Genomic DNA, 25,806 nt, shown 5'->3' on the forward strand with positions numbered 1-25,806 from the left:
AACGCTCCATGATGCGTCGTCCGACCCGCCTGCTGACAGCGCTGCTGGCACTCTCCGGCCTCGTGCTGCTCGGCGCCTGCCAGCACGCGGATGCCGACATGGCCCTGCTGGAGTCGCCCGCTGTGGGCGATATCTATGCCGCGCAGCTCAGCGGGTTCTCGCGCCATCCATTCACCGACGATGCGCGCAAGCCGATCGATCCCGCCTACGGCCTGATGCAGGTGGTCTCGACCGATCCCGACGGCGTCGTCGTCGTCACCCAGAACACTGCATCGGCCGAGAAATCGCTCTCGCACGACGACATTCGCGGCGACCTGGCGGATATCGAGTTCGACGAGGGCGAGCAGATCGCGATCGGCGGGGCCGAGCTGGTCAGGGCGCATGCCGATGGACTGATCTTCGCGGTGAAGCGGCCCACCGAAAAGTAGGCCGCAATCGGGCGCGCGCGGGCAGCGCGAGCCACGCGCGCGTGCAGCGGGCGGATTACTCGTCGAACCGGAGATGCCGAACCGATTTGCCGTGGCGACGGATCAGCTTCAGCGCCTCGATACCAATGAGGATGTGGCGCTCGACGAAGTCCGCGCTCACCAGTGCGTCGGAAGCTTCCGTCTTGACCCCGTCTGGAATCATCGGCTGGTCGCTGACCAGCAGCAGCGCTCCCGAGGGAATGCGGTTGGCGAAGCCGGCGGCGAAGACCGTGGCGGTTTCCATGTCGATCGCCATGCAGCGCATCGCGCGCAGGCGCTCCTTGAAGGCGTCGTCATGCTCCCAGACCCGGCGGTTGGTCGTGTAGACGGTACCGGTCCAGTAGTCGTGGCCTAGGTCGCGGATCACCGTCGAGACCGCGCGCTGCAGGGCGAACGCCGGCAATGCCGGCACCTCCGGCAGGAGATAGTCGCTGCTGGTGCCCTCGCCGCGGATCGCCGCGATCGGCAGCACCAGGTCGCCGAGCTGGTTCTTGCGCTTGAGCCCGCCACACTTGCCGAGGAACAGCACGGCCTTCGGCGCGATCGCCGACAACAGATCCATCATCGTCGCGGCGTTGGGACTGCCCATGCCGAAGTTGATCATGGTCATTCCATCGGCGGTGGCGCTGGGCATCGGCCGGTCCAGGCCGACGATTTCCGCGCCGGCAATACGCGCGAAATGGTGCAGGTAGCCGCCGAAGTTGGTCAGCAGGATGTGCTCGCCGAACCGGTCGAGCGGCACACCGGTATAGCGCGGCAGCCAGTTTTCGACGATCTGCTCTTTCTCTTTCATCGTCATGCTCCTCTTCTTCGCGGCCATTCTCGCATGCGCGCCGCGCGTGCCTGGAACGCGCGGTCTGTCTCAGCGCGCGCGCCGGACCCACGGGTACACTCGAACTTCGCCCGCGGCGGGTCCTGAACGCCGCCGCGGACCGTCCAACGTGTTCCGGGGATCTTCGATGTCTCGTCTACTGACGGCCGCGCTCGCGGTCGCCCTGTCGGGTGGCTGCGCCACCCATGCCTCGTCCGACAAACCGGCCACCGGCGCCAGTGGCACCCATGTCGGCGCCAGCGCCTATGCAAGCACCTATACGCCCATCGCATCGCCGCCAGTGCTGATCACCAACGCGACCGTACTGATCGGTGACGGCCAGCGTCTGGAAGCGGCAGACGTGCTGCTGCAGGACGGGCGTATCCAGGCGGTGGGTGCGGCGCTCGCCGCGCCCGCGAACGCGCAACGCATCGACGGCACCGGCAAGTGGATCACACCGGGCATGATCGACGTGCATTCGCACCTGGGCGTCTATCCGAGTCCCGGCGCAAGCGCGCACAGCGACGGCAACGAGATGACCGCGCCGAACACCGCCCAGGTCTGGGCCGAGCATTCGGTATGGCCGCAGGATCCGGGTTTCGGCGCGGCGCTCGCTGGCGGCGTGACCTCGCTGCAGATCCTGCCCGGCTCGGCCAACCTCGTCGGTGGCCGTGGCGTGACGTTGAAGAACGTCGCCGCGACCACCGTCACCGACATGAAGTTTCCCGGCGCGCCCTATGGCCTGAAGATGGCCTGCGGCGAGAACCCCAAGCGGGTCTACGGCCAGAAAGGCGGGCCGGCCACGCGCATGGGCAATGTCGCGGGCTACCGCGCCGCGCTGATCGACGCCGCCGACTACCGGCGCAAGCAGGGCGGCGACTCGCCCGGCAAACGCGACCTCAAGCTCGAGACGATGGCCGGCGCGATGGATGGCGACATCCTCGTGCACATCCACTGCTACCGCGCCGACGAGATGGCGCAGATGCTCGATCTGGCGAAGGAGTTCGACTTCAAGGTCACCGCCTTCCACCACGGCGTGGAGGCCTACAAGATCGCCGACCGTCTCGGCGCCGAAGGCGTCTGCGGCGCGCTGTGGGCCGACTGGTGGGGCTTCAAGATGGAGGCCTTCGACGGCATCCAGGAGAACATCGCGATCGTCGACCGCGCCCCGGGCGGCTGCGCGATCGTGCATTCCGATTCCGACGAGGGCATCCAGCGCCTCAACCAGGAGGCAGCCAAGGTGATGGCGGCCGCGGGCCGTGCCGGCATCGAGATCACGCCCGAACATGCGATCCGCTGGCTCACCGAAAACGCGGCGAAATCGCTCGGCGTGCTCGAGCAGACCGGCACCCTGACCGCCGGCAAGATGGGCGATGTGGTGCTGTGGAATGGCAACCCGTTCACCGTCTACGCCCTGGCCGAACACGTCTGGATCGACGGCGCCCACGTCTTCGATCGCACCGATCCATCGCGCCAACCGGTCTCGGACTTCATGCTCGGCCAGGGCGCCGCAGCCAACGGAGGTGCACGATGAGCCGCCAAGCTTCGAACCGGCGTGGAGCGCGCGCGCTGTCGCGTCTGCTGGTTGCCGGCGCCCTGCTCGCGGCCACCCTGCCCGCCGCGGCGCAGTCGGTCCTGATCCGCGGCGCAACCGTGCATACCGCCGGGGCGCAGGGTTCGCTGCAGAACACCGACGTGCTGGTGCGCGACGGCCGGATTGCCGCGATCGGCACGGGACTGTCCGCAGGCGACGCACCGGTCGTCGAAGCCATGGGGCGGCCGTTGACGCCGACCCTGTTCGGCGGCGTGACCGGCATCGGCATCGAGGAAGTCTCGGGCGAACGCGGGACGCGCGACGACCGCCTGTCGCTCGGCGAGGCCAAGGACATGGCCGTGCGCCCGGAGTTCGACGTGACCCTGGCCTTCAATCCCGACTCGATCGTGATTCCGGTCGCGCGCGTCGAGGGCATCGGTTTCACCCTGATCTCGGCCGGCAGCGCCAGCTCGATCATCGGCGGCCAGGGCGCGATGATGCGCCTGGACGGCAGCGTCGATCCCGCCGGGCCGAAGGTGCTGTACCTCGCGCTCGGAGCGGACGGAGCGGACCAGAGCGGCGCCTCGCGCGCCGCGCAATGGATGCTGCTCGACCAGCTGATCGACGAGGCGCGTGGCCGCCTGCCGGCCGACTCGCATGTCGCTGCGCTCACCCCGGCCGGCAAGCGCGCACTCGCACCGTATCTCGACGGTCGCGGCACGATCGTGGTCGGCGTGAACCGGGCGGCCGACATCCGCCAGCTGCTGCGCTGGTCGAAGCGCCATGGCCTGCGGATCGCGATCCGCGGTGGTGCCGAGGGCTGGCGCGTCGCACCGGAGCTCGCGGCGGCGAACGTGCCGGTGTTCGTCGACCCGCTGGTCAACCTGCCGTCGAACTTCGACCAGATCGGCGCGACCATCGAGAACGCCGCGCGCCTGCAGGCCGCGGGTGTGCGCGTGGGCTTCGCCCAGGCGGCCGACGCCTCGCACAACGCGCGCAAGCTGCGGCAGCTGGCCGGCAACGCGGTCGCCCATGGGCTGCCGTGGGAAGCGGGCCTCGCGGGCCTGACCCGCGTGCCGGCGGAGACCTTCGGTGTCGGCGAGTCCATCGGCACCATCGCGGTAGGCCGCACCGCCGATCTGGTGCTGTGGTCGGGTGACCCGCTGGATGTGACGAGCAGCGCCGTGCAGGTGTGGTTCGACGGCCGCGCGATCGAGATGCGGTCGCGGCAGACCGAACTGCGGGACCGCTATCTGCAGCCGCAGGCCGAAGGTGGCTTGCCACGGGCGTATCGCGCGCGGTGACGTCCCCAGGCCCTCCCCCCGACCGGGGAGAGGGCCTGTTCTGCGCCCCGGCTGGGCGCACGCAAGGCCGATCCGGCTCATCGCCGGCGAACGCATCCCACGCGCATCGTGCGGGGCCGATCAGACATCCGCCTGTGCGCACTCCCCGAATGACGGCGCGCGACGCCGTGCGGACACCGCAGTTCTTCAGCGCGCGTCGGCGGGAATCTCGTCCGGATCGGGGTCCACTGCGAGCTTGCCGGCGATCAGCACCGCCTGGGTGCGGTTCGATGCGCCGAGCTTGCGCAGCACGGCGGTCATGTGCGCCTTGACGGTGGCTTCGGACACACCGAGTTCGTAGGCGATCTGTTTGTTGAGCATTCCGTCGCCGAGCATCTGCAGCACGCGGAACTGCTGAGGCGTGAGATCGCGCAGGCGCGCCGCGACGTCGTGCTCGCGGGGCGTCACTCCGGCCGCGGAGGCCGCCGCTTCGGGCACGAAGCGGTCGCCATCGAGCACCTGCGCCACGGCGCGGGCGAGGGTCTCGGCATCAGCGGACTTGGGCACGAAGCCCGAGGCGCCATGGTCGAGCGCGCGCCGCATCACCGCGGGCTCCTCGCGCGCAGACACCATCAGCACCGGCAATTGCGGGAACTGCGCACGCAGGTGCACCAGGGCGCTGAAGCCATGCACGCCGGGCATGTTGAGATCGAGCATCAGCAGGTCGGCATCGGGCTCCGACTCCACCATGGCGTAGAGCGCATCGACGTTGTGCGCCTCCCGCAACCGTGCCTCGGGCAAGGCACGGGCAATCGCGCCACGTAACGCTTCGCGGAACAGCGGATGGTCGTCGGCGATCAGCAGGGTGGTCATCGCGGGTGCCGGCGGCGTCTCGGAAGAAAGAAGGTGCATCGGTCCATCGATAGGAGAACGGGTCCCGCGCCGGTCCACGCTCGCGGTACCGGCACGGGGCGTCAGGCAAGCATCAGCCGTTCGGGATGTACCGCTCCTTCACCAGCGAGTCGACGACCGAGGGATCGGCGAGCGTGCTGGTGTCGCCGAGCTGGTCAGGGGCATTCTCGGCGATCTTGCGCAGGATGCGGCGCATGATCTTGCCCGAGCGCGTCTTGGGCAGGCCCGGAGCCCACTGGATGTGGTCGGGCGACGCGGTCGGCCCGATCTCGCGGCGCACGTGCGCGACCAGTTCCGTGCGCAGCGCCTCGCTGTATTCCTCGCCCGATTTGAGCGTCACGTAGGCATAGATGCCCTGGCCCTTGATGTCGTGCGGAAAGCCGACGACGGCTGCCTCCGCGACCTTGGCATGCAGCACCAGCGCGCTTTCCAGTTCCGCCGTGCCGATGCGGTGACCGGAGACGTTGATGACGTCGTCGACGCGCCCGGTGATCCAGTAGTAACCGTCCTCGTCGCGGCGGCAGCCGTCGCCGGTGAAGTAGCTGCCCGGGTAGGCCTTGAAGTAGGTGTCGATGAAACGCTGGTGGTCGCCGTAGACGCTGCGCATCTGGCCGGGCCAGGAGTCGGTGATGACCAGGTTGCCGGCGGCTGCGCCTTCGAGCACGGTGCCGTCGGCGTCGACCAGTGCCGGCTGCACGCCGAAGAACGGCAGGGTCGCCGAACCGGGCTTGGTGGCGATCGCCCCAGGCAGCGGTGAGATCAGGATGCCGCCGGTCTCGGTCTGCCACCAGGTGTCCACGATGGGGCAGCGGCTGTCGCCGACGACCTCGTAATACCAGCGCCAGGCTTCCGGATTGATCGGCTCGCCGACGCTGCCGAGCAGTCGCAGCGAGCTGCGCGAGGTCTTCTTGACCGCCGCCTCGCCCTCGCGCATGAGCGCGCGGATCGCGGTCGGCGCGGTGTAGAAGATCGTGACCTGATGCTTGTCGATGACGTTCCAGAAACGCGAGACGTCGGGATAGTTCGGCACGCCCTCGAAGATCAGCGAGGTCGCGGCGTTCGCGAGCGGGCCGTAGACGATGTAGCTGTGGCCGGTGACCCAGCCCACGTCCGCGGTGCACCAGTACACGTCCTCGTCGCGCAGGTCGAACACGGCCTCATGGGTGTAACTGGCGAACAGCAGGTAGCCGCCGGTGGTATGCAGCACGCCCTTGGGTTTGCCGGTCGAGCCGGACGTGTAGAGGATGAAGAGCGGATCCTCCGCGTTCATGCGCTCGGGTTCGCAGGTGTCGGGCTGGCCGTCGACGACGGCGTCGTACCAGCGGTCGCGCGGCATCTGCATGTCGACCGCGCCGCCGGTATGGCGCACGACAAGCACGGTCTCGACGGTATTGGTGCCGGGCAGTTTCAGCGCCGCGTCGACGTTCGCTTTCAGCGCAACGCGCTTGCCGCCGCGCAGGCCTTCGTCGGCGGTGATGATGAGCTTGCTGCCGCAGTCGGACACGCGGTCGGCAATCGAGTTCGGCGAGAACCCGCCGAACACCACGCAATGCACCGCCCCGATCCGCGCGCAGGCCAGCATCGCCACTGCCGCCTCGACGATCATCGGCAGGTAGATGGTGACCCGGTCGCCCTTGCCCACACCCAGATTGCGCAATGCATTGGCCAGCCTGCAGACACGCGCATGCAGGTCGCGGTAACTGATGCGAAGCGCCTCGGTGTCGGGACTGTCGCCTTCCCAGATCAGCGCGGTCTTGTCGCCGCGTGTCGCCAGGTGGCGGTCGAGACAGTTGACGCTGGCATTGAGTTCGCCGTCCTCGAACCAGCGGATGCGGAAATCCGCCAGGTCGTAGCTGACGTTGCGGATCTTCGTCGGCGGCTTGAACCAGTCAAGCCGCTTTGCGGCATCGCCCCAGAAGCCATCGGGATCCTGCACGGAGCGGGCGTACTCGCGTTCGTACTCGGACGCGCCGATGGTGGTGGGGCCGGCGAACCCGGGCGGAACCGGGTAGAGCTCTGCGGTGTTGGACATGAGGGGAGCCTCCTTCAGACGCGTCGGGGCAGTTTGACGGATTCGTCGGTCGGGACGCCTAGACCTTCGTCTAACCGCGCCGGCCCGGGTATCGACCAATGGCGAATGTGCGCGGCCCCCGCATCCGTGCAGTCTGCATTGCGAACCGGTCGGCGACCGCCCGCTGTCGCCGCTTTTTGTTCAACCCGTGGGAGGGGAGCAATGACTCACATACTGAAGGCGCGTCCGCGTCTGCTGGCCACGGCGGTGCTTGCCGCCCTGACCTTGCCTGGCATGGCGTTCGCGCAGACCGCAAAGGAGCGCGAGCTCGAAGCGCGTGTCGCCCAGCTCGAGCAGATGGTGCAGCAGCTGGTGGCCCAACAGCAGCAGACCGAAACCGTCGTCACCGAAGTCCGTACCGCCCAGGCCGCGCAGCCTGCACCGGCGCCGGTCGTCGCGGGCACCGGCGCCGCTGCGCCGATCCAGACGACGACGATCACGCCCGGCGCCAACCCCGGCACCAAGTTCACCGTCGGCGGCATGGTCCGCGTCGATGGACTGGTGACCAAGACCACCGACGGCGACATCGCCAAGGGCACCGCCGGCCGCGACTTCTACGTCCCCGGTGCGATCCCGGTCGGGGGCGACGGGCCGGATACCTATTCCGATGCGCACGTGAAGTTCTCGCGCCTGTGGTTCGACGCCAGCACCGTCCTCGATTCCGGCGACAAGCTCGGCGCCCGGATCGAGCTCGACTTCTTCGGTGGTTCCCTCGGCAACACCGCGGCCACCAACACCTATGGGGCCACGCTGCGCCACGCCTATCTGACCTACAACAACTGGCTGGTCGGCCAGACCTGGTCGAACTTCATGGACACCAATGCGCTGCTCGACTCGGTGGACTTCGTCGGCCCGACCGACGGCGTGGTCTTCGTCCGCCAGCCGCAGGTGCGCTACACCAGCGGTGGGTGGGCGGTCTCGGTCGAAAGCCCTGAAACCACGGTCCAGCCCTTCGGCGGCGGCGCCCGCGTGATCGCAGGCGACAACAGCGCGATTCCCGACGTGATCGCCCGCTACACCCACAAGGGCGACTGGGGCCACGTCAGCTTCGCCGGCATGGCGCGTCAGCTGAAGTACGAGCCCGTGGTCGGCGCCGAAAGCACCGCGACCGGATTCGGCGCCCAGGTCAGCGGCCTGGTCAAGCTCGGCGACAGCACCGACATCCGCTACCAGCTCAGCGGCGGCGACGGCATCGGCCGCTACATCGGCCTGGCCACGATCCAGCAGGATGCGATGGTCGATTCCGCCGGCGACATCGATGCGCTGGGCGGGTGGGCCGGCTATGTGGGGCTGCGCCAGGTGTTCAGTCCAAAGGTGCGCGGCAACCTCTTCTACGCACGTTCGCAGTGGGACAACGAGGCTGCCTGGACCGGGATGGGCGTGACCCGCAAGGTCCAATCGATGCACGCGAACATGATCTGGTCGCCGGTGCCCAAGCTCGACTTCGGCGTCGAGGCGATCTGGGGCGAGCGCACGCTCGAATCCGGCGCCGATGGCGAGCTGATCCGCCTGCACACCATGGCGCGCTACTCGTTCTGATCCAGCGGCGGGGACGGCATACCCGTCTCCGCCGCGTTCTCGCCGCCGCGTGCAAGCGGCTCCCACCCGCACAACACCTGATCCGCGACCGCATGCAGCACGTCTGACCGGGTGATCGGCGCTCGCCGGCCCCCGACCACATCACGAACGCTTCGGAGGGGAAGCTTCCCATGTCCAGCACGACCGCCAATCCGGCACCCAAGCCCGCGCTGACGAAGGGCCACAAGAAGGTCATCTTCGCGTCCAGTCTCGGCACCGTCTTCGAGTGGTACGACTTCTATCTGTACGGCTCGCTCGCGATCATCCTGTCGCGCCAGTTCTTCAGTGGCGTCAACCCGACGACGGGCATGATCTTCACGCTGCTCGCGTTCGCGGCGGGCTTCTTCGTACGCCCGTTCGGCGCGGCGTTCTTCGGCAGCCTCGGCGATCGCATCGGCCGCAAGTACACGTTCCTGATCACGATCATCATCATGGGCGTGTCGACCTTCCTCGTCGGCGTGTTGCCCAGTTACGCGACGATCGGCATCGCGGCGCCCATCATGCTGATCGTGCTGCGTCTGGCCCAGGGTCTGGCGATGGGCGGCGAGTACGGCGGCGCGGCCACCTACGTCGCCGAACACGCGCCGCCGGGCAAGCGCGGCCTGTATACCGCCTTCATCCAGACCACGGCGACGCTCGGCCTGTTCCTGTCGCTGGCCGTGATCCTGCTGTGCCGCTGGCTCCTCGGTGTCGAAGCGTTCGAAGACTGGGGCTGGCGCATTCCGTTCCTGGGTTCGATCGTCCTGCTCGGCGTGTCGGTATGGATCCGCCTGCAGCTGGCCGAATCGCCGCTGTTCCAGCAGATGAAGGCCGAGGGCAAGGGCTCCAAGCAGCCGTTCCGTGATTCGGTCAAGGGCGGCAACCTGAAGCTGATGCTGCTGGTGCTGTTCGGCGCCACCGCCGGCCAGGCCGTCGTGTGGTACGCCGGCCAGTTCTATGCCCTGTTCTATCTGCAGAGCATGCTGAAGGTCGATCTGACGGTGTCCTACCTGCTGATCGCAGCGGCCCTGTTGCTCGGCACGCCGTTCTTCCTCTTCTTCGGCTGGCTGTCGGACAAGATCGGGCGCAAGAAGATCATCATGGCCGGCTGTCTGATCGCGGCGGTGTCCTACTTCCCGATCTTCAAGGGGATCACCCACTTCGCCAATCCGGCGATCGAAGAAGCTGTCGCCAATTCGCCGGCCGTGGTCGTGGCCGACCCGAACACCTGCAGCTTCCAGTTCGATCCGGTGGGCACGCGCAAGTTCACCAGCTCCTGTGACGTGGCAACCGCTGCGCTCGCACGCGCCGGCGTGCCGTACAACGTCGAGCCGGCGCCGGTGGGTTCGCTGGCCCAAGTGCGGGTGGGCAACAACAGCGTCGCGTCGTACGAGGCCGAAGGCCTGGTTGGCGATGCGCTCAAGACCCAGCAGGGCAGCTTCGGCACCGAACTGCGCGGCGCGCTCAATGCGGCGGGTTATCCGGAGAAGGCGGACACGGACCGGATCAACATGCCGATGACGATCTTCCTGCTGTGGATCCTGGTGATCTTCGTGACCATGGTCTACGGCCCGATCGCGGCGTATCTGGTCGAACTGTTCCCGACACGCATCCGCTACACCTCGATGTCGCTGCCGTATCACATCGGCAACGGCTGGTTCGGCGGCTTCCTGCCGGCGATCTCGTTCGCACTGGTCGCGGCCACGGGCAACATCTACTACGGCCTGTGGTACCCGATCGGCATCGCACTGATGTCGCTGGTGATCGGTACGATCTTCCTGCGCGAAACGAAGGACGTCGACATCACGAAGTAAGCGGGGTCATCCGCACGGGAACCTGATTCCCGTGCGCCCCGATGGACGCCGGCCCGGAAGGGTCGGCGTTCCTCTTTTCAGGCATCCTGTTTCGCGCGACTCGCCGAGGCGCCGGGGACGCGCCGGCCGCGACAACGCTGCGCACGCATTCGTGCGTTTTGCACGCGATGACGACGAGCGCGCCCATCAGCGCTCTCGCATCGGTCCGCCTGCAGCCGGAAGATTCGCGCCTACTTCTGCGGTGGCGCGGCCAGCTCGCGCGCGTCGAGATAGCCGTCGCGGTTGGTGTCCTGCCGATTGAACGTCGCCGCCAGTTTTGCCAAGTGTCCGGCCAGCGCCACCGGACGGCCCTTGCCCCCGGGCAGCTCGTCCGGCGTCAGCACGCCGTCGCCGTTACGGTCCATCCGGTCGAACCCGTAGCGCATCCACGCCTGGTACTCGGCGAGCGAAACCCGCCCATCGCCGTCGGTATCCATCTCGTCACGGTATTCGGACGTGCGCGTGACCTGCGCGCCTGCGGTCGTGGTCACGATGAGCGCGCATAGCGCGCACGCAACGCGAGCGGCGCGTAGCCGGACCCGCGATCGGGATGTGATGGAAGCATGCGGTTTTCCAGGCATGCGCCCCTGCAGCGGACAGCTCCGCATGGCCGTCCTGCCCGACTGGAGCAGGTTGCCGGAGAGAAAGTCGAGAATTGCAGAGGTCATCGTCGCGCCTTGAAGCGTCAGCCCCGCCATGATGGCTGCATCGCTGGATGCTTTCCATCCTCGGCAGATCGTATGGAAGGCCGACCGGTGGATGCGACACCCACACACTGCAGCACGCCCCGTCTGCCCGCCTCCACACGGCTGTGCCATAGTCGGCGCGCACCACCCGCTGCACCGCTGTTTGGTCCTGGCATACCGACTCTGGGAGGGGTTTCCATGCTTGAGCAACACGGTCTGTGGCTGGCACTGGTCTGTGCCGCCATCGCGATTCTCTACGGCGTCGTTTCCGCCGGCTGGATCAACCGGCAACCCGCCGGCAATCAACGCATGCAGGAGATCGCCGGGGCGATCCAGGAAGGCGCGCGTGCCTATCTCAACCGGCAGTACCTGACGATCGCGGTCGTTGGTGTGGTGTTGTTCGTATTGATCGGCATCTTTCTGGGCTGGGCGACCGGCATTGGTTTCCTGCTTGGCGCGGTGCTGTCGGGCGCCGCCGGCTACATCGGCATGAATGTCTCGGTGCGCGCCAACGTGCGGACGGCCGAGGCGGCGCGCCGCGGCATCGGCCCTGCGATGGATGTCGCATTCCGCGGTGGCGCGATCACCGGCATGCTGGTCGTCGGCCTCGGGCTGCTCGGCGTCGCCGGCTACTGGATGCTGCTGCCCCGTTTCGGTATCGCCGGCGAGGCCGCACTGCATGCGCTGGTCGGCCTGGCCTTCGGCAGCTCGCTGATCTCGATCTTCGCGCGGCTTGGCGGCGGCATTTTCACCAAGGGCGCGGACGTCGGCGCCGACCTGGTGGGCAAGGTCGAGGCCGGCATTCCCGAAGACGATCCGCGCAACCCGGCGGTGATCGCCGACAACGTCGGCGACAACGTCGGTGACTGTGCGGGCATGGCCGCAGACCTGTTCGAAACCTATGCCGTCACGGTCATCGCGACGATGCTGCTGGGCTTCCTGATGGCGCCGACCGTCGGCGCGAACGGCGTGCTGTATCCGCTGGTCCTGGGCGGCGCGTCGATCCTCGCATCGATCGTCGGCACCTTCTTCGTCAAGGTGAAGACAGGCGGCTCGATCATGGGTGCGCTGTACAAGGGCGTCATCGTCTCCGGCGTGATCGCGGCCGCGCTGTTCTGGCCGATCACCACGCAGCTGATGGCCGACAACAGCTTCGGTGCGACCAATCTGTACTGGTGCGCGCTGATCGGGCTGGTCCTGACCGGCGCGATCGTCTGGATCACCGAGTACTACACAGGCACCCAGTACGCGCCGGTGCGGCACATCGCCCAGGCATCGACGACCGGGCATGGCACCAACATCATCGCCGGCCTTGGCGTGTCGATGAAATCGACCGCAATGCCGGTCATTGCCGTGTGCTTCGCGATCTGGGCGTGCTTCTCGCTCGCCGGGCTCTACGGCATCGCGATCGCAGCCACGGCGATGCTGTCGATGGCCGGCATGATCGTCGCGCTCGATGCCTATGGCCCGATCACCGACAACGCCGGCGGCATCGCCGAGATGGCCGACCTGCCGCCGGAGATCCGCGCGATCACCGATCCCCTCGACGCGGTCGGCAACACCACCAAGGCGGTGACCAAGGGCTACGCGATCGGCTCTGCGGCGCTGGCGGCGCTGGTGCTGTTCGCCGACTTCACCCACAACCTCGAAGCGAAATATCCGGGCACCGAGTTCCGCTTCGATCTTGCGGATCCGGCGGTGATCATCGGTCTGTTCATCGGCGGACTGATCCCCTACCTGTTCGGCGCGATGGCGATGGAGGCGGTCGGCCGCGCGGCCGCTGCCGTGGTCGAGGAAGTGCGACGCCAGTTCCGCGAGATCCCCGGAATCATGGACGGCAGCGGCAAGCCCCAGTACGACCGCGCGGTGGACATGCTGACCCGTTCGGCGATCAGGGAAATGATCGTGCCCTCGCTGCTGCCGGTCCTGGTGCCGGTCGTGGTCGCGCTCGGCATGAACGCTCTGATGGGCCCCGGCGCCGGCATCCGCGCACTGGGCGGACTGCTGATCGGCACGATCGTGACCGGACTGTTCGTCGCGATCTCGATGACCACCGGCGGCGGCGCCTGGGACAACGCCAAGAAATACATCGAGGACGGAAACTTCGGCGGCAAGGGCAGCGAAGCGCACAAGGCCGCAGTCACCGGGGATACCGTCGGCGATCCCTACAAGGACACCGCAGGCCCGGCGATCAATCCGTTGATCAAGATCATCAATATCGTCGCGCTCCTGCTCGTGCCCCTGCTCTGACGGAGGCGGCCCACGCGGCATCGTTGCCCCTCTCCCGCACCGGAGAGGGGCACAGGTGAGGCGCCGGAGCTGCGATCAGGTCCACTTTTGACGCGAGGCGCGCGAACACGTAGGCGCACATCACATGGTGAGCCGTCGCGCCCGTTATGCCTCGAAGGTGCCGCTTTCCATGTCGAACCACGGCGTACACAACACCTGCTGGTCGTCGGCATAACCGAAGTCGGCCTGCCACACCTGGACCTCGCCAGTGGCGTCGGGTGAAAACATCCGCTGCTCATCGGCCACGCCGATGCCGACGCACCACCGCACCTGCCTGGGGCGCGCGGACAGCCAGCCGGAGAAGCCGAAGCCGCCATCCACGCGCGTACCCGGATCGACGCGGCGCGCAAGCGGGGTGGGTGGCACGGTCGGCGGCGGCACAGGCAGGGCGCGCGCGACGTGCAGGAGCGTGGCCCGACCGCCCGGGTCTTCTCGCAGCGCGGGCACGCCCACGGCGCCCGACAGCTGGCGCCGCGTCAGCACCGCGTGGCGATCACCGCGGTCGAATACGAGCAGCGGCACCGCCCCGGTATTGCGGATCCGGTAGTCCACGCGGACGCCCTGACCCTCGCGGCTCAGCGCCACCTCCAGAGCGACACCTTCTCCCTCGATCGTGGCGCGGGCGATATCGCTCACTGGCATTGCGGGCCTCGGCAGGTGGCGGGGCGGTGGGCTGGAATTCGCCGGCGGGGATACCAGCACGCAGGCCAGGCCGGCTGCGGCGAGGGCACAGCCCAAGCCTACCCGGAGAGACACGCGTGGACGTGGAGGTGATGGAAGATCCGCGGGGCGCGAACGGACAGTCATGGTGCGGCATACCCGAAGTCGTTTTCACGACGCCCGATCAGCAGCCCCGCCGGCAGGGCCGCGCACGCACGTGACGGCCCCCTGCCTCACCTCCGCCGGTCAGAGCGCGTAGCTCGGCCGGTCGGGCATGCCCAGCTCGCGGCGGATGCCGTTCTCGGTCAGATGGATGGGGTTGTGCGTCAGCGGCCCGCTACCGTCGAAGTCGTAGGGGGTGGCACTGGTCTCAAGGCCCACGGCCTGTCGCTCCGCATTGGGCACCCGGCCACTGTCGGGACCGGTGCCGCGATACGTGCCCTGCAGGAAGGTGCCGTTGACGCCGTTATAGGCATGCGACATCTCATGGAACAGGACCACCGACGGCGCCGGGAACGCGTCCATGTGGAAGGACGGGTTGTAGCTGATGGTCACGTCGCCGCCCGCGCCCGGACGGCCGTTGATGATGTCGGCATCGTTACTGAAGGTCTGGGCGTAGCCGTTGTCCTCGTTCGCCAGCTCGCGGATCGTCACTGTGTTGCCCTTCGCCTCGGCCGCCTTGTCGAATTCGGCCATCATCTGCTGGCCGTTCGGCGAGGCGCGGAGGAAATCCAGCTCCGACTGCATGCGCTGCACGAACGCGTCCGACCCCTGCACGCGGACACCGCGGTCGCCGACGGTGTTGTCGATCTCGACGTTGACCACGGTCGGCCGCGCGCCGATCGCCGCATTGACGATGTCGCTGGCCTGCGAATAGACGGTGGTCTGCGCATGCGCGCCGCCGATCGTGTCTGCGCCAGCGCCCGCATACACGGTCGTCCGCCCCTCGCCGACATTGACGACGTCGTCGCCACTGCCGGCCGAGAGGATGTCGAAGGTGCCGCCGCCGTGGATCACGTCGTCGCCGCGGCCGCCTTCGATGTAATTGGTGCCGCTGCCGGCATGGATGGTGTCGCTGCCATCGCCGCCGTAGATCACATTGACGCCACTGCCGCCGAAGATCTCGTTGGTGCCGCCGGTGGTGTGGATGTCGTTGCGGCCGCTGCCGCTCACGCGGATGGTGTCGTCGCCGTCGCCGCTGCTGATGCGGTTGTCGCCATCGCCGGCGATGTCGAGCTGGTTGTCGCCCGCGCCCGCATCGGCGATGACATTGACCTTGACGTTCGACGCCACCTGGATGGTGTCGTTGCCGGCGCCCGTGCGCAGCGTCAGCTCCTGGCCTTCGGTCAGGCGGACCTCGTAGCTTTCGCCGTTGATCGATACGTCGAGCGTGCCGTCGTCGCGCTGGGTGACCCCGACGTTATCGTCGCCGGCGCCGGTGGTGAAGACGACCTGGTCGCGACTGACATATCCCTGGGCGACGGTACGCTCGCGGGCCACGTCGACCTGTCCATCGCTGTGCAGCGGATCGATCTGGATCGGCTTGCCATCGGGCGTGCGCCCGGTCGTCCGCTCGGCGGTATTGCTGCTGCCGCCGTCGATGCCGATCGCGCCGTCTGGCGCGCGGTCCGGAGCATCAAGCGTCGAGACCTGCGGCCCGTCGGCCAGTCCCTCGATGTGCGGTGCGTGACCCACGTCACCGGCGTCCGGGCCGCCATGGTTGTGCGGATCGTTCGGCGCCAGCGGGTTCTGCCAGTAGCCCTGGGCGGTCGAGGGGTTGGCGGTCGGGGACAGCGAATCGAGCATGGTCATCGTAAGCGGTCTGCGTCAGCGGAAGTCGGCACCATATGTACGCTGTAGTACGGCCCGACCATACTGGGGCGTACCCTTGGTCCGTGCCGGCGTACGCCGTTTCTGCTGAAACCATCCGGGCCGACGCTGCGTCGCAACATCAGATGGCCGTAAAATGGCCGAATCACCGACCACTGGAAGTACACACACAATGGGCCTGGACTCCGTCCCCACCGGCAAGAATCCGCCGGACGAAATCAACGTCATCATCGAAATCCCGAAGGACGCCGAGCCGGTCAAGTACGAGGTCGACAAGGAAAGCGGGGCGATCTTCGTCGACCGCATCCTGTCCACGCCGATGCGCTACCCCTGCAATTACGGCTATGTGCCCAACACCGTCTGCGGCGATGGCGACCCGGCCGACGTGCTGGTGGTACTGCCGCTGCCGCTGATCCCGGGCTCGGTGATCCGCTGCCGTCCGGTGGGCGTGCTGAAGATGACCGACGAGGCCGGCAGCGACGAGAAGATCCTCGCCGTGCCGGTGGAGAAGGTGTTCGCCGGTTATGCCCATGTCGACGATCTCGACAAGGTCTCGGCCCACTGGCTCGAGCGCATCGGCCACTTCTTCGAGCACTACAAGGATCTCGAGAAGGGCAAGTGGGTGAAGATCAGCGGCTGGGGCAATGCGGCGGAAGCCAAGGCATTGCTCAACGAGGCGATCGCCGCCTACGCCGCCGAATAAGGCACCGGGCGCAGCCATCGTCACACTTCGAGACACCGCGCCGGCTTCCGGCGCGGTGCGCTTGCTACTATCGGTTCACGCCGGCGCCGTGATGTGCATGCCGCGGCGTTCAGGGGATTCCAGATCGTGCGTATTCTGTTTGTAGGCGGCGAAGACAGCCTGCCGTCGGAGCTTGTCGCCCTCGTCGGGGACATGGATGACAGCTGGCAGGTGAAGCGGGCTGGCGATGGCGCCACCGCGATTTCCCTGATCGCGGAGGCCCCGCAGGATGTCCTGGTGGTGGCGCCGACGCTGCCCGACATGTCGGTGGCGACCCTGCTGGGACAGATCCGCACGTTGCGCCCGGAAACCTCGCGTATCGCCGTCATCGGCGGCCAGCCTGCCGCACGCGTGCTTTCGCTCGCGCACCGGTTCCTGCCCTTGCCGGTGGGCGAGGCGCAGCTGCTCGAGGCGATCGGCAGTCTGGAAGAACTGCGGGAACTGCTGGACAACCCGGCCCTGCGCGAATCCATCGGCCAGATCGAGAAGCTGCCCTCGCCGCCGCAGACCTATCTGGCGCTGGCCCATGCACTGGAAGCCGACGAGGACACCAGCGCCAACGACATCGCACAGCTGATCGCGGGTGATCCCGCCATCGCGGCCAAGGTGCTGCAGCTGTGCAATTCCGCATATTTTTCGACCGGGCGCGCCATCACCGATCTGCGCGCGGCGGTCACTCGCCTGGGCATGGCCACGATGCGCGACCTCGTGCTGGCCAGCGAGGTATTCGCGCACGGGGCTCGTCCCGACCTCGATCGTGCCGGCATGCAGCAGCGCGCCCTGATCGCCTCGCAACTCGCGCGGCGCATGCTGCCCGAGTCGAGCGCGGAGCTCGGCGCGACCGCGGCGCTGCTCGCCGACATCGGCCTGTTGCTGCCGGGCATCCGCGACGAGCGTGCTGCGCCCGACACCCAACCCGTCGATGCACCGGGCCATACCGAGGCCGGCGCCTATCTGCTGGGCCTGTGGGGCCTGCCGATGCCGATCATCGAAGCGGTCGCGTTCCAGCGTTGTCCGGCGCGCAGCGGTACGCGCAGCTTCTGGGTCACCGGCGCCGTGCACGTCGCCACCGCCCTGGCCGCAGGTGAGACAGTCCATGAGGACTACCTGCAGCGCACCGGCGTGCTCGACAAACTCGACGGCTGGCGCGGTCACGCCGACCGCCTGCTCGGCCTCACCGACCCGCAGACGGCCTGACCCGCCGGGCCTGCACCCAGGGCACCGCGCAAGCCGCGGTCGCCCGCATGCGGTAGTGACCCGCGCCGGCCACGCCAGGCCCGCGCCGCCCCGCAGCGCTGGATAGCCGCGCCACCCGATTGAACGATGCGCCGCCGCGACCGCGAGCGGTCGAGCGTCCGCGTGCCCGCACGTCGCGCGACTGCTCGCGGGCACGACTGCGACGATCCAGGCGCGTGCGCTCGGCCCGAGCGCGCATCCCACCCGCGCACGGCGCGCCGCGCACAGATCGTCAGAACGCCCGCCGCCTGTCACCAGGCACAAAAAAACCACGGCCCTTGCGGGCCGTGGTTCAAGAGCTTCGATCGTTAGCCGATCAGAAGCGCTGGGTGTAACGCATGTACATGAAGCGGCCGATGTCGAACTCGGGGTAGTACGGGAAGCCCGTGCTCACGTTGCCGCCGCTGAACATGATCGCAGCCTCGCGATCGAACACGTTGTCGACGCCGACCGAGATCGTGCCGTCCCACGGTGCGCTGTAGGACACCTGCAGGTTGTGGAACGTGTTCGAACCCAGACGGTTGCGCGGTGCGGTTTCGCCGACCTGGTAGCGGTCAGGATCCGAGCACGGACGGTTGGTGACGCAGCCGTCGTTGATGCCGGAGTAGTAACGCATGTTCCAGGTCACGTTCCACTCGTCGTTGACTTCCCAGTTGGTGCTGAGGGTCGAACGGACGCGGAACAGGCCCGGGTCACCGGCGCCGCCGATGAACACGTTCTCGCCGGCCGAGTTCTGGCCAAGCGAGTCGTACTGCGACAGGTAGCTCGTCTGCCAGTCGAACGTGAAGCCGCCGAACGCGGTGTCGGCCATGCGGTAACGCGCGCCGAAGTCCCAGCCTTCCGTTTCCAGCTGGCCTAGGTTGGTCAGGCCGTAGAACATGCCCGAGATGTGGCCATCCGCGGCGCGCGTGATGCCGTCGCAGCGGCTGGCATCGCCCAGCACGTAGCAGTCACGCAGGATGCGGTTGACGCTGTCGGAGATGATGTAGTTCGACAGCTTGTAGTTGTACCAGTCCAGGCTCAGGGTCAGGCCGTCGGCGAAACCGGGGCTCCAGACGATGCCGGCGGTCTTGCTGATCGACTCTTCCGGGCCGAGGTCCGGGTTCGAACCCGAGATGAACTGGTCCGGGGTCTGGCACGGCCACGAGGTGCAAGGCACCAGGCCCTGGCCCAGCTGCACGTAGGTCGGCGAGACGCCGGCCGCCGTACAGGCCGCATTGCCGGCAACGCTACCCGAGACACCGACCGAGCACGGGTCGGTGTAGCTCTCGAAGCTGCCGCCGATGCCGCCGTAGAGGTTGTCGATCGAAGGCGCGCGGAAGCCCTGCGCCCAGGTGCCACGCACCGCGAGCGACTCGATCGGACGCCACAGGAAGCTGCCCTTGGAGTTGGTGGTGTTACCGAAGTTGCTGTAGTCCGAATAACGCGACGCGAAGTTCAGGGTCAGTTCCTGGGCGAAGGCCATGTCGGCCAGCACCGGAACATTGAGCTCCACGTAAGCTTCGTTGACGTCGTACTCGCCCTGGGTGGTGGTCGCCGGCAGGCCGGTCGAGTTGCCACTCTGGTTGAACGCGTCCGGCACGAAGCGGCCCGTCTCTTCGCGGCGCTCGATGCCTACTGCGAAGCCGAGGTCGCCGGCCGGCAGCTCGAACAGGCCGCCGCTCAGGTTGGCCGAGTAGATCTTGCTGCTGGTCGTACCGGTGTCGGTGTAGGTCGGGAACAGGAAGTTCTGCACATCCGCATTGCCCAGCGAGCCGGGACCTGCAACGCCCGCGGGCAGCAGCGGGTTCCAGGGCGTGCAGCCCGCGATCACGCTGCCGACGGTGCCGCAACGCGCAACGCCATTGGCATCGATGAACGACGGGCCGAGGGCCGGCGCGGTCGCCAGCAGGCTGGCGTCGCCGTGACCGGTCTTGGTCACTTCATTGCGGTTGTTGGCGTAGCTGACGCCCCAGTCCCACGGACGCTCGTTGACTTCGAAGTAGCCGGTGAGGCCGGCAACGACACGGAACGTGGTCAGCTCGCTGCGGGTGGTGCGCGGCACTTCCCAGAGGCGACGACGGAAGTCGATGTCTTCGCCGGTCGGGTTGAACGCGCTGTCGCCCGAAAGCATGGTGTCGAACGCGGCCGACTGATACGGATAGCCGGCGATCTGCTGGTCCGTGGTGCGCTTGTTGTAGAGGATGTCGCTGTTGAAGGTGATGCGATCGGTCAGGTCGTAGTTGATGTTGGTGAACACCGACTTACGTTCCAGACCCGTCTGCACCATCATCTGCTGGTTCGAGTTGGCGTTGTACTCGGCCGTGTGCGGCACGTAATCGCCACGGTTGGCGGGGTTGCCGCCTTCGCGCAGCGTCAGCCACGTCCCGGTCGCCACGTCGTACCACGAACCGTTCTGGCTGACCGGGCTGAAGCCCGAGCCCGGATAGTCGGGGCCGGCGTCGCCGAAGGCGCTGAAGAAACGATCGCCGGCGAAGACCGGGTCGCCCTCCATGACTTCGGCCGAGACCGTGATGCCACCGCGGTCGTTGGTGGTGCCGAAGGTCGCCGAGTAGATGGTTTCGCCGCCGTCGCCATCGGTGTACTGGCCGTACTGGACCGAAGCCTCAGCACCGTCGAAGCGCGAACGGGTGATCACGTTGACCACTGCGGCAATGGCGTCGGAGCCATAGATCGAAGAGGCGCCGTCCTTGAGGATGTCGATGCGCTCGATCGCCGACACCGGGATCTGGCTCAGGTCCTGGAAGCCGCCGGTGGTCGCACCGAGACGGACGCCGTTGATCAGCACCAGGGTACGGTTGGCACCGAGGTTGCGGATGTCGATGTAGTAGCCACCGACGTTCTCGCCCGACGCCAGGGCGTCGGCGCGCGAGATCGCCGGCGAACCCGCCGACGAGATGTTCTGCAGCAGGTCGGCGACCGTCGCCTGGCCCGAACGCGCGATGTCTTCACGCGACACGGTGAGGATCGGCTGCTGGTTTTCGATTTCGACGCCGCGGATGCGCGAGCCGGTGACCTGGATGCGGTCGAGCTCAGTGGTGCCGCTCGCGGGTTGCGCCTGGGCGAAGCTCACCGCCGGTACGACGGCGGCCATGATCGCGGCCGGCAGCAGGCCCTTCCGCAATGCGGGAGTGCGAAGGTTCTTCAAAGTTCTCTCTCCAGAGTGTGAGCGTTACTGACGCGTTAAAAACGCCATCCGCACGTTACGTCCCTAGAGACCCGCACCGCCTTGCCACCATCGCCGCCTGCGTTTGCCGAATCTGGCGCCTGGAGCAAAAATCCCTATACAGCCAGATCCGGTTCACTCGCCATGTTAAGCGGCGCGCATAACAGCCTTGCTCATGCGGCCGCGCCGCGATGGGTCTCGCTGCGGTAGCGGCTGGCCGAGACGCCGTGGTGGTTCTTGAAGGCACGCGCGAAGCTGCAGCAGTTGTCGAAGCCCGAGGCCGCAGCCACCTCCCCGACCATCATCGACGTGGTCCTGAGCAGATGGCCTGCGCGCTCGAGCCGGAGGCGGACCGACAGCTGCTGCGGGCTCTCGTCGTAGAGCGCATGGAAGGCCTTGGAGAAGTACCAGCTGGAGAAGCTGGTGAGGTCGGCGAGCTCGCTGATGCGCACCACCCGGTCCGCGTTGCCTTCCAGATACATACGCGCGCGCTGCATGCGACCGAAGACCTGGCGCTTGCGGCTCCGCGACCGGCCGGGGCACCGGCGCACGCGCGCGGCGAGCTCGCGCTGGACGTGCGCCAGCTGCAGCAACAGAGGCCGTACCGCGAGCGCCTCGCCACCGGATCGCGCGGCCTCGCGCCACAGCCGCAGCAGGGAGCGTAGTTCGCGTGCCGGCATCCGGCCACGCCCCGCATAGAGGCTGCCGTCGCTGAGCACCTGCAGCGCTTCGAGCGCACTGGCGTCAAGCGCGATGCCGATACAGAGCCCGTGGGCGTCGCTCTGTACCAGGGGCGTGGACTCTTTCTCGAATGCCATCCAGTCGCCTCGGCGCATGCGGAACCGCCCTTCGCGCGATTCGATCCAGCCCTGCCCGCGCAGCTGCACCCACAGATTGAACACGGGCGCGGTCATCTGGATGCCGCCCAGGCGTGCCACGCCCAGGCAGTGCGCAGGTGTGCTCAGGGTTTCGAACGGAAGCATCTGGCCGCGCGCGGCCCACAGGCAGGTCGACATGGGAATTGGGACGGGAATGGGGGGAACCCTTTGTGCCGTCCGGCCTGCTGCCTTGCCCGAAGTCGCGCCTAGGCTTTGCCGAATTCGAGGCGAATTCTTGCCGAAAAAACTACGAAGCCTTTTTCCTGATTGAAATCAGCCACTTGCTGAACGCGTCCGGCTCGTAAGGAGCAGGCGGCAGGGTCATGAAGCCGATGTCGCTGCCATCATCGGAGGCCAGCGCAATGAGCGCTGCGTCCTTGTCCACCGAAAACCCGTTGGTCGCGCTGTAGATGACGGAGTCCACGCACACCTCTTCGTCGCCACGCATCGTGGCGTCCTCGATCAGGAAATGCCGGAGCCGCGTCCGGCATGAGGGTGTCGCATCCAGATAAGCGAGATGTCCTGTCTGGGTCACCGTCCAGCTGCGATAGCGCCAGCGCGAAGGGACGGTATCGCTGAGCCGGACCGTGTCGGCGGCGTCCAGCGAAAGCGGTGCCGACCACAGCCCGCTAGCGTCGAGGCGGGTGTACAGCACACGGTCCCGCGCCAGGTCCAGCCGGACCTGCGACACGTCCGCGATGCGGCCGAGTGGCCGCCAGGAGGTGCGTTCATAGGCCACCAGGGCGGTCCCGCCGTTCCCCATCTCCTCGATCACCAGAATCGAATCCCCAGGGCCGTAGATCGCCTGCGCGGGGCGTTCGCTGGGCACATCCAACCGTTCCACGCGCCCGCGACGCGGATCCACCTCGAGAATCATCGGGGCATGCGCCTCGTCGAGCGCGGTCAACAACAGGCGGCGCCCGTCCGCCGACCAGGCCGGGGGCTGCCGCGTATCGGGCCGTACGCCTTCGATCGGCCGCAGCGAGCCCGGATCGTCGAGACGCGCCCACCACAATTCGAAGCGGCCTGCCCGGTCGGAGGTAAAGACCAGTTGATCGCCGTCGGGCGCCAGCGTGGGCTGGGAATCGCGGCCCGAAGAAGTGAACAGGCGCTGCCAGTCGCCGGTCTCGGCCTCGATCCGATACAGGCCGAACTGCGGGCGCCGGTGCACGAAAGCCATCTGGCCCGTGCGGGTCGCGACCGATGGCGACTGCGCATCCTCGATCCCGAGGTCAACGAGCCGGCCCGATCCGACGCTCACCCGGTACAGGCGCGCCTCGCTGTCCACACGCAGGCCGAACACCATGCCGTCGCCGTCGGGCGCCCAGCTCCAGCCGCGCATCTCCGCCCCCAGCCGCGTGATCTGCTGCGGGGTACCGCCGGCCACCGGAATCCGCCACAGATCGCCCATCTGCGGGTTTCGGATGAAACCGATCCATTGGCCATCGGGGGAGATCTGCGGCGCGAAGTCGACGTCCCCCGGGGCGCCGGGATAGTCCAGATTGCGCCAGCGTCCCGTGGACGCGTCCAGGATCCGCAGCCGCCCCCCGTCGGCGACCCCGGTCATCGTACCGAACAGCAGGCCGCTGCCGTCGGGAAGCCAGTCGAAACTGAGCATGTCGCTGCCGTCGCAACGGGCGATCTCGCGCTCGTCGCCAACCCCGGTGGCGGCGATCAGCAGCACGCGACAGGCGCCCCCCGCCTCCCGGCGGGCGAATGCGATCTCGCGGCCGTCGGGCGACCAGGCCGGCAGGTCATCCTGCGCATCGGCAGGCGGGCGCGACAATTGCCGCGGCGCTGCGGTCGACGTGGTCTGGACGAAGATCGAAGACCGCGAAGCCGCTTCGCCTATTCCCGAGCCCGCGTACGCGACCATCGAGGCATCCGGCGATAGGGAGGGCGACATCTCGAATCCCACCGCATCGGTGATGAGCCGGTAGGGACGGCTCACCGGCGCCGGACCGGCACTGCCGACCTCCACGTGGTCCGGCAGGCGGGTGAGCTGGACGGCGGCCCACACGCCCAGCCCGGCGACGAGCGCGAACAGCGTGGCAAGAGCCGTCAGCCGCAGGCCCTTGTGATGGCTCGGGGGCGCAGGCTGTGCGGCGGGCGCCGGCGCGTGGATGGCCTGGAACGCCGGATCGGTGGTCCTGACTTCCGACGGCATCGCGGCAACCGGCCCCTGCTCCAGAACCTCCACAGGGACGGTCAGGCGATAACCGCCCTTCGCAATGGTTTCGATGTAGGTCTTGCCGGCCTGAACGCCGACCGTGCCGGCACCGAAGGCCTTCCGCAGTTGGGTGACGGCCTGGGTCAACACGTCGTCCGTCGGCAGCGTATCGGGCCAGACCTCGGCCAACAGCTCCCCCCGCCCGACCACCGCGCCGGGGACGCGCGCGAGCGCCCGCAGGACACCGATGGCTTTCGGCGTCACGCGTCGAGGACTTCGCGTCCCGGGCATCTGGATCTCACGCGTGGCGAGATCGACGATGCCATCACCCACACGCAGACGGTTGGGGGCCGCTGCGTCGGAAAACATCGGATCGGACATCAATAACCCAACAGGCAGGCGAGCGAGAGTAGTCAACACACACTGAATGAAGCGCAGCTTGCGGCCTTATTCAGCAAACACGCGCGTGACACAGGTCACGCATGCCTCTGGACCCTCGGGTCCGCCCGAGGCTGTGCAGGCGACCTGCGCCGTCTAGTGTCCGGGCCTCCCGTGACAGGACATCCAGCCGCGATGGACACAACCGCCCTGCCCTACAGCGGCGCGCACCACTGGTCGGCGTTGCCCGGCCTCGCACCCGGACCCGCCCGCGACCTGGCCGCGTTTTCGCGCGACGCCCTGGACACGCACATCGCCCAGCGGATCGACGCCGGCGACCTCGAAGGCTTCCTCGCCGAGACCGAAGCCGCGGTCACGCTTGCCGAGCGCAGCCCGGTCTTCGCCGAGGAGCTCGCGCCCGTGCTCGGCGGGATTCGCGATGCGCTTGACGCGGTACCCGGGCAGTCGCTGTCGAGGGTCGAACGCGACGCGCTGGAGGCCACGGTGGCCCGCATCGATGCTTGGCTCGAGGGCGTGCAGGGGCCCGAGGCCCCCGACGGGGCCGGCGCCGTGCCCGGTGGCGGACTCGAAGCCCACGAAGACGCCGGCGGCCACCTGATCGAGCGCCACGTCGCCAAGAGCGAGCAATGGCTGCTCGACCGGGTGAGCCGCGACAACATCAGCGCAGCGTCGAGCTTCCGCGATATGCCCGAGGCCGAGCGCTTCGTGTCGGCCACGATTGCCGACCACCAGGCCCGCGTCGATGCATGGGTCGAAGGGAGCGGCGGCAACCGACTGGTGATCGACTCCACGTTCGACGCCAGCACCGGCATTTCGGTGAGCCGCGGCGACACCCACGCGGTCGACGTCTTCTCGGTACGGCTGGTGCTCGAGCGTTCGAGCCAGCTGGATATCGGCTATAGAATCGTGACCGGCTATCCCAGCAAGCCCTGACGAGTCCACGCCCCGCATGCGCGACTATCCGACGCTCGAGAATTTCTTCGCCGCCTATTTCCACCAGGACTGGGCAGTCGAACACGGCAGTGCGGACGAGGTGATCGCGTATTACCGGAGCAGCGAATCGCCCGACCAGGTGGCGCGCGCGCGCGGGGAAGCCCAGGCCCTGCTCGACGATGGACTGGACGATGCCGCGCTCGGGGCGCGCATCATGGCGCTGGGCAGCGAATACGATCCAACGCGCGACGGCGCGACGTGGCGCAGCTTGCTGCAACGGCTTGCCGCGGCGCCCGGCGCTCCGCCCTGATTGCCGGGACATGAAAAAA

At 67.7% G+C, this 25,806-nt stretch carries 19 protein-coding genes; 10 read left to right on the forward strand and 9 right to left on the reverse strand.

Annotated features, from left to right (window positions below; all coding sequences use genetic code 11):
- The first annotated feature begins 11 nt into the window (after nt 1-11).
- A complete protein-coding gene (locus EGK76_RS13470) occupies nt 12-428 on the forward strand; it encodes a hypothetical protein (RefSeq protein WP_123832948.1) in 417 nt (138 codons plus the stop codon).
- Nucleotides 429-483: 55 nt separating this feature from the next.
- Here the strand turns inward: EGK76_RS13470 and EGK76_RS13475 are convergent, their stop codons facing one another.
- Nucleotides 484-1,260 carry an AMP nucleosidase gene (locus EGK76_RS13475; RefSeq protein ID WP_096300126.1) on the reverse strand — a complete coding sequence of 259 codons (777 nt, stop codon included), beginning with the start codon at nt 1,258-1,260 and terminating at the stop codon, nt 484-486.
- A 166-nt stretch (nt 1,261-1,426) separates the two neighbouring features.
- On the opposite strand from EGK76_RS13475, the gene EGK76_RS13480 reads away from it, so the two are divergent.
- Nucleotides 1,427-2,812, forward strand: coding sequence for an amidohydrolase (locus EGK76_RS13480; RefSeq protein WP_096296523.1), 1,386 nt, complete (start codon nt 1,427-1,429; stop codon nt 2,810-2,812).
- Complete coding sequence (locus EGK76_RS13485; protein WP_123832949.1) at nt 2,809-4,116, forward strand: amidohydrolase family protein; 1,308 nt, start codon at nt 2,809-2,811, stop codon at nt 4,114-4,116. The genes EGK76_RS13480 and EGK76_RS13485 overlap by 4 nt, the downstream gene beginning before the upstream one ends.
- A 186-nt stretch (nt 4,117-4,302) precedes the next feature.
- On the opposite strand, the gene EGK76_RS13490 is transcribed toward EGK76_RS13485, so the two are convergent.
- Entirely contained in the window at nt 4,303-4,968 is a 666-nt protein-coding gene (locus EGK76_RS13490) for a response regulator transcription factor (protein WP_096296525.1), read from the reverse strand.
- Nucleotides 4,969-5,080: 112 nt separating this feature from the next.
- On the reverse strand, nt 5,081-7,039 hold the full coding sequence (gene acs, locus EGK76_RS13495) for an acetate--CoA ligase (RefSeq protein ID WP_096296526.1): 1,959 nt from the start codon (nt 7,037-7,039) through the stop codon (nt 5,081-5,083).
- 201 nt (nt 7,040-7,240) lie between these two features.
- On the opposite strand from acs, the gene EGK76_RS13500 reads away from it, so the two are divergent.
- Nucleotides 7,241-8,617, forward strand: a complete 1,377-nt coding sequence (locus EGK76_RS13500) for a DcaP family trimeric outer membrane transporter (RefSeq protein ID WP_123832950.1) — start codon at nt 7,241-7,243, stop codon at nt 8,615-8,617.
- Nucleotides 8,618-8,787: 170 nt separating this feature from the next.
- A complete protein-coding gene (locus tag EGK76_RS13505) occupies nt 8,788-10,449 on the forward strand; it encodes an MFS transporter (RefSeq protein ID WP_096296528.1) in 1,662 nt (553 codons plus the stop codon).
- Nucleotides 10,450-10,679: 230 nt separating this feature from the next.
- Here the strand turns inward: EGK76_RS13505 and EGK76_RS13510 are convergent, their stop codons facing one another.
- On the reverse strand, nt 10,680-10,982 hold the full coding sequence (locus EGK76_RS13510) for an EF-hand domain-containing protein (RefSeq protein ID WP_096300128.1): 303 nt from the start codon (nt 10,980-10,982) through the stop codon (nt 10,680-10,682).
- Between the two features lie 390 nt (nt 10,983-11,372).
- Here EGK76_RS13510 and EGK76_RS13515 point away from each other — a divergent pair, with 390 nt between their 5' ends.
- Nucleotides 11,373-13,424, forward strand: coding sequence for a sodium-translocating pyrophosphatase (locus EGK76_RS13515; RefSeq protein WP_096296529.1), 2,052 nt, complete (start codon nt 11,373-11,375; stop codon nt 13,422-13,424).
- 144 nt (nt 13,425-13,568) lie between these two features.
- Here EGK76_RS13515 and EGK76_RS13520 read toward each other — a convergent pair whose 3' ends face one another.
- Together EGK76_RS13520 and EGK76_RS13525 are read right to left on the reverse strand one after the other, a co-directional pair.
- The gene (locus EGK76_RS13520; protein WP_096296530.1) at nt 13,569-14,105 is read right to left on the reverse strand and encodes a hypothetical protein; all 537 of its coding nucleotides are present in this window, start codon (nt 14,103-14,105) and stop codon (nt 13,569-13,571) included.
- A gap of 264 nt (nt 14,106-14,369) precedes the next feature.
- Nucleotides 14,370-15,935, reverse strand: coding sequence for a M91 family zinc metallopeptidase (locus EGK76_RS13525; protein WP_096296531.1), 1,566 nt, complete (start codon nt 15,933-15,935; stop codon nt 14,370-14,372).
- 190 nt (nt 15,936-16,125) lie between these two features.
- Between EGK76_RS13525 and ppa the strand changes: the two genes are divergently transcribed.
- Nucleotides 16,126-16,656 (forward strand): inorganic diphosphatase, encoded by a 531-nt coding sequence (gene ppa, locus EGK76_RS13530; RefSeq protein ID WP_123832951.1) that lies wholly within the window; start codon nt 16,126-16,128, stop codon nt 16,654-16,656.
- 126 nt (nt 16,657-16,782) lie between these two features.
- Entirely contained in the window at nt 16,783-17,892 is a 1,110-nt protein-coding gene (locus EGK76_RS13535; protein WP_123832952.1) for an HDOD domain-containing protein, read from the forward strand.
- Between the two features lie 355 nt (nt 17,893-18,247).
- Here the strand turns inward: EGK76_RS13535 and EGK76_RS13540 are convergent, their stop codons facing one another.
- From EGK76_RS13540 to EGK76_RS13550, 3 genes are all read right to left on the reverse strand, one after another.
- Nucleotides 18,248-21,025 (reverse strand): TonB-dependent receptor, encoded by a 2,778-nt coding sequence (locus EGK76_RS13540; protein WP_123832974.1) that lies wholly within the window; start codon nt 21,023-21,025, stop codon nt 18,248-18,250.
- 245 nt (nt 21,026-21,270) lie between these two features.
- Nucleotides 21,271-22,080, reverse strand: a complete 810-nt coding sequence (locus EGK76_RS13545; RefSeq protein ID WP_342744094.1) for an AraC family transcriptional regulator — start codon at nt 22,078-22,080, stop codon at nt 21,271-21,273.
- A gap of 142 nt (nt 22,081-22,222) precedes the next feature.
- Nucleotides 22,223-24,526: a winged helix-turn-helix domain-containing protein gene (locus EGK76_RS13550; protein ID WP_233580309.1), complete on the reverse strand. Its 2,304-nt coding sequence runs from the start codon at nt 24,524-24,526 to the stop codon at nt 22,223-22,225.
- A 192-nt stretch (nt 24,527-24,718) separates the two neighbouring features.
- On the opposite strand from EGK76_RS13550, the gene EGK76_RS13555 reads away from it, so the two are divergent.
- Both EGK76_RS13555 and EGK76_RS13560 read left to right on the forward strand, forming a co-directional pair.
- On the forward strand, nt 24,719-25,477 hold the full coding sequence (locus tag EGK76_RS13555; RefSeq protein WP_123832953.1) for an RNase A-like domain-containing protein: 759 nt from the start codon (nt 24,719-24,721) through the stop codon (nt 25,475-25,477).
- Between the two features lie 16 nt (nt 25,478-25,493).
- Entirely contained in the window at nt 25,494-25,787 is a 294-nt protein-coding gene (locus EGK76_RS13560; RefSeq protein WP_096296534.1) for a contact-dependent growth inhibition system immunity protein, read from the forward strand.
- Nucleotides 25,788-25,806: the final 19 nt, after the last annotated feature.

Source organism: Luteimonas sp. 100069, assembly GCF_003813845.1.
Lineage (GTDB): Bacteria > Pseudomonadota > Gammaproteobacteria > Xanthomonadales > Xanthomonadaceae > Luteimonas > Luteimonas chenhongjianii.

Excerpts from the sequence above, each read along its gene's own strand:
- EGK76_RS13540 (WP_123832974.1), bottom strand. The coding sequence starts at position 21,025 with ATGGCCGCCGTCGTACCGGCGGTGAGCTTCGCCCAGGCGCAACCCGCG.
- EGK76_RS13520 (WP_096296530.1), bottom strand. The coding sequence starts at position 14,105 with ATGCCAGTGAGCGATATCGCCCGCGCCACGATCGAGGGAGAAGGTGTC.
- EGK76_RS13490 (WP_096296525.1), bottom strand. The coding sequence starts at position 4,968 with ATGACCACCCTGCTGATCGCCGACGACCATCCGCTGTTCCGCGAAGCG.
- EGK76_RS13470 (WP_123832948.1), top strand. The coding sequence starts at position 12 with ATGCGTCGTCCGACCCGCCTGCTGACAGCGCTGCTGGCACTCTCCGGC.
- EGK76_RS13500 (WP_123832950.1), top strand. The coding sequence starts at position 7,241 with ATGACTCACATACTGAAGGCGCGTCCGCGTCTGCTGGCCACGGCGGTG.
- EGK76_RS13545 (WP_342744094.1), bottom strand. The coding sequence starts at position 22,080 with ATGCTTCCGTTCGAAACCCTGAGCACACCTGCGCACTGCCTGGGCGTG.
- EGK76_RS13560 (WP_096296534.1), top strand. The coding sequence starts at position 25,494 with ATGCGCGACTATCCGACGCTCGAGAATTTCTTCGCCGCCTATTTCCAC.
- ppa (WP_123832951.1), top strand. The coding sequence starts at position 16,126 with ATGGGCCTGGACTCCGTCCCCACCGGCAAGAATCCGCCGGACGAAATC.
- acs (WP_096296526.1), bottom strand. The coding sequence starts at position 7,039 with ATGTCCAACACCGCAGAGCTCTACCCGGTTCCGCCCGGGTTCGCCGGC.
- EGK76_RS13515 (WP_096296529.1), top strand. The coding sequence starts at position 11,373 with ATGCTTGAGCAACACGGTCTGTGGCTGGCACTGGTCTGTGCCGCCATC.
- EGK76_RS13475 (WP_096300126.1), bottom strand. The coding sequence starts at position 1,260 with ATGAAAGAGAAAGAGCAGATCGTCGAAAACTGGCTGCCGCGCTATACC.
- EGK76_RS13525 (WP_096296531.1), bottom strand. The coding sequence starts at position 15,935 with ATGACCATGCTCGATTCGCTGTCCCCGACCGCCAACCCCTCGACCGCC.
- EGK76_RS13550 (WP_233580309.1), bottom strand. The coding sequence starts at position 24,526 with ATGTCCGATCCGATGTTTTCCGACGCAGCGGCCCCCAACCGTCTGCGT.
- EGK76_RS13505 (WP_096296528.1), top strand. The coding sequence starts at position 8,788 with ATGTCCAGCACGACCGCCAATCCGGCACCCAAGCCCGCGCTGACGAAG.
- EGK76_RS13555 (WP_123832953.1), top strand. The coding sequence starts at position 24,719 with ATGGACACAACCGCCCTGCCCTACAGCGGCGCGCACCACTGGTCGGCG.
- EGK76_RS13485 (WP_123832949.1), top strand. The coding sequence starts at position 2,809 with ATGAGCCGCCAAGCTTCGAACCGGCGTGGAGCGCGCGCGCTGTCGCGT.
- EGK76_RS13480 (WP_096296523.1), top strand. The coding sequence starts at position 1,427 with ATGTCTCGTCTACTGACGGCCGCGCTCGCGGTCGCCCTGTCGGGTGGC.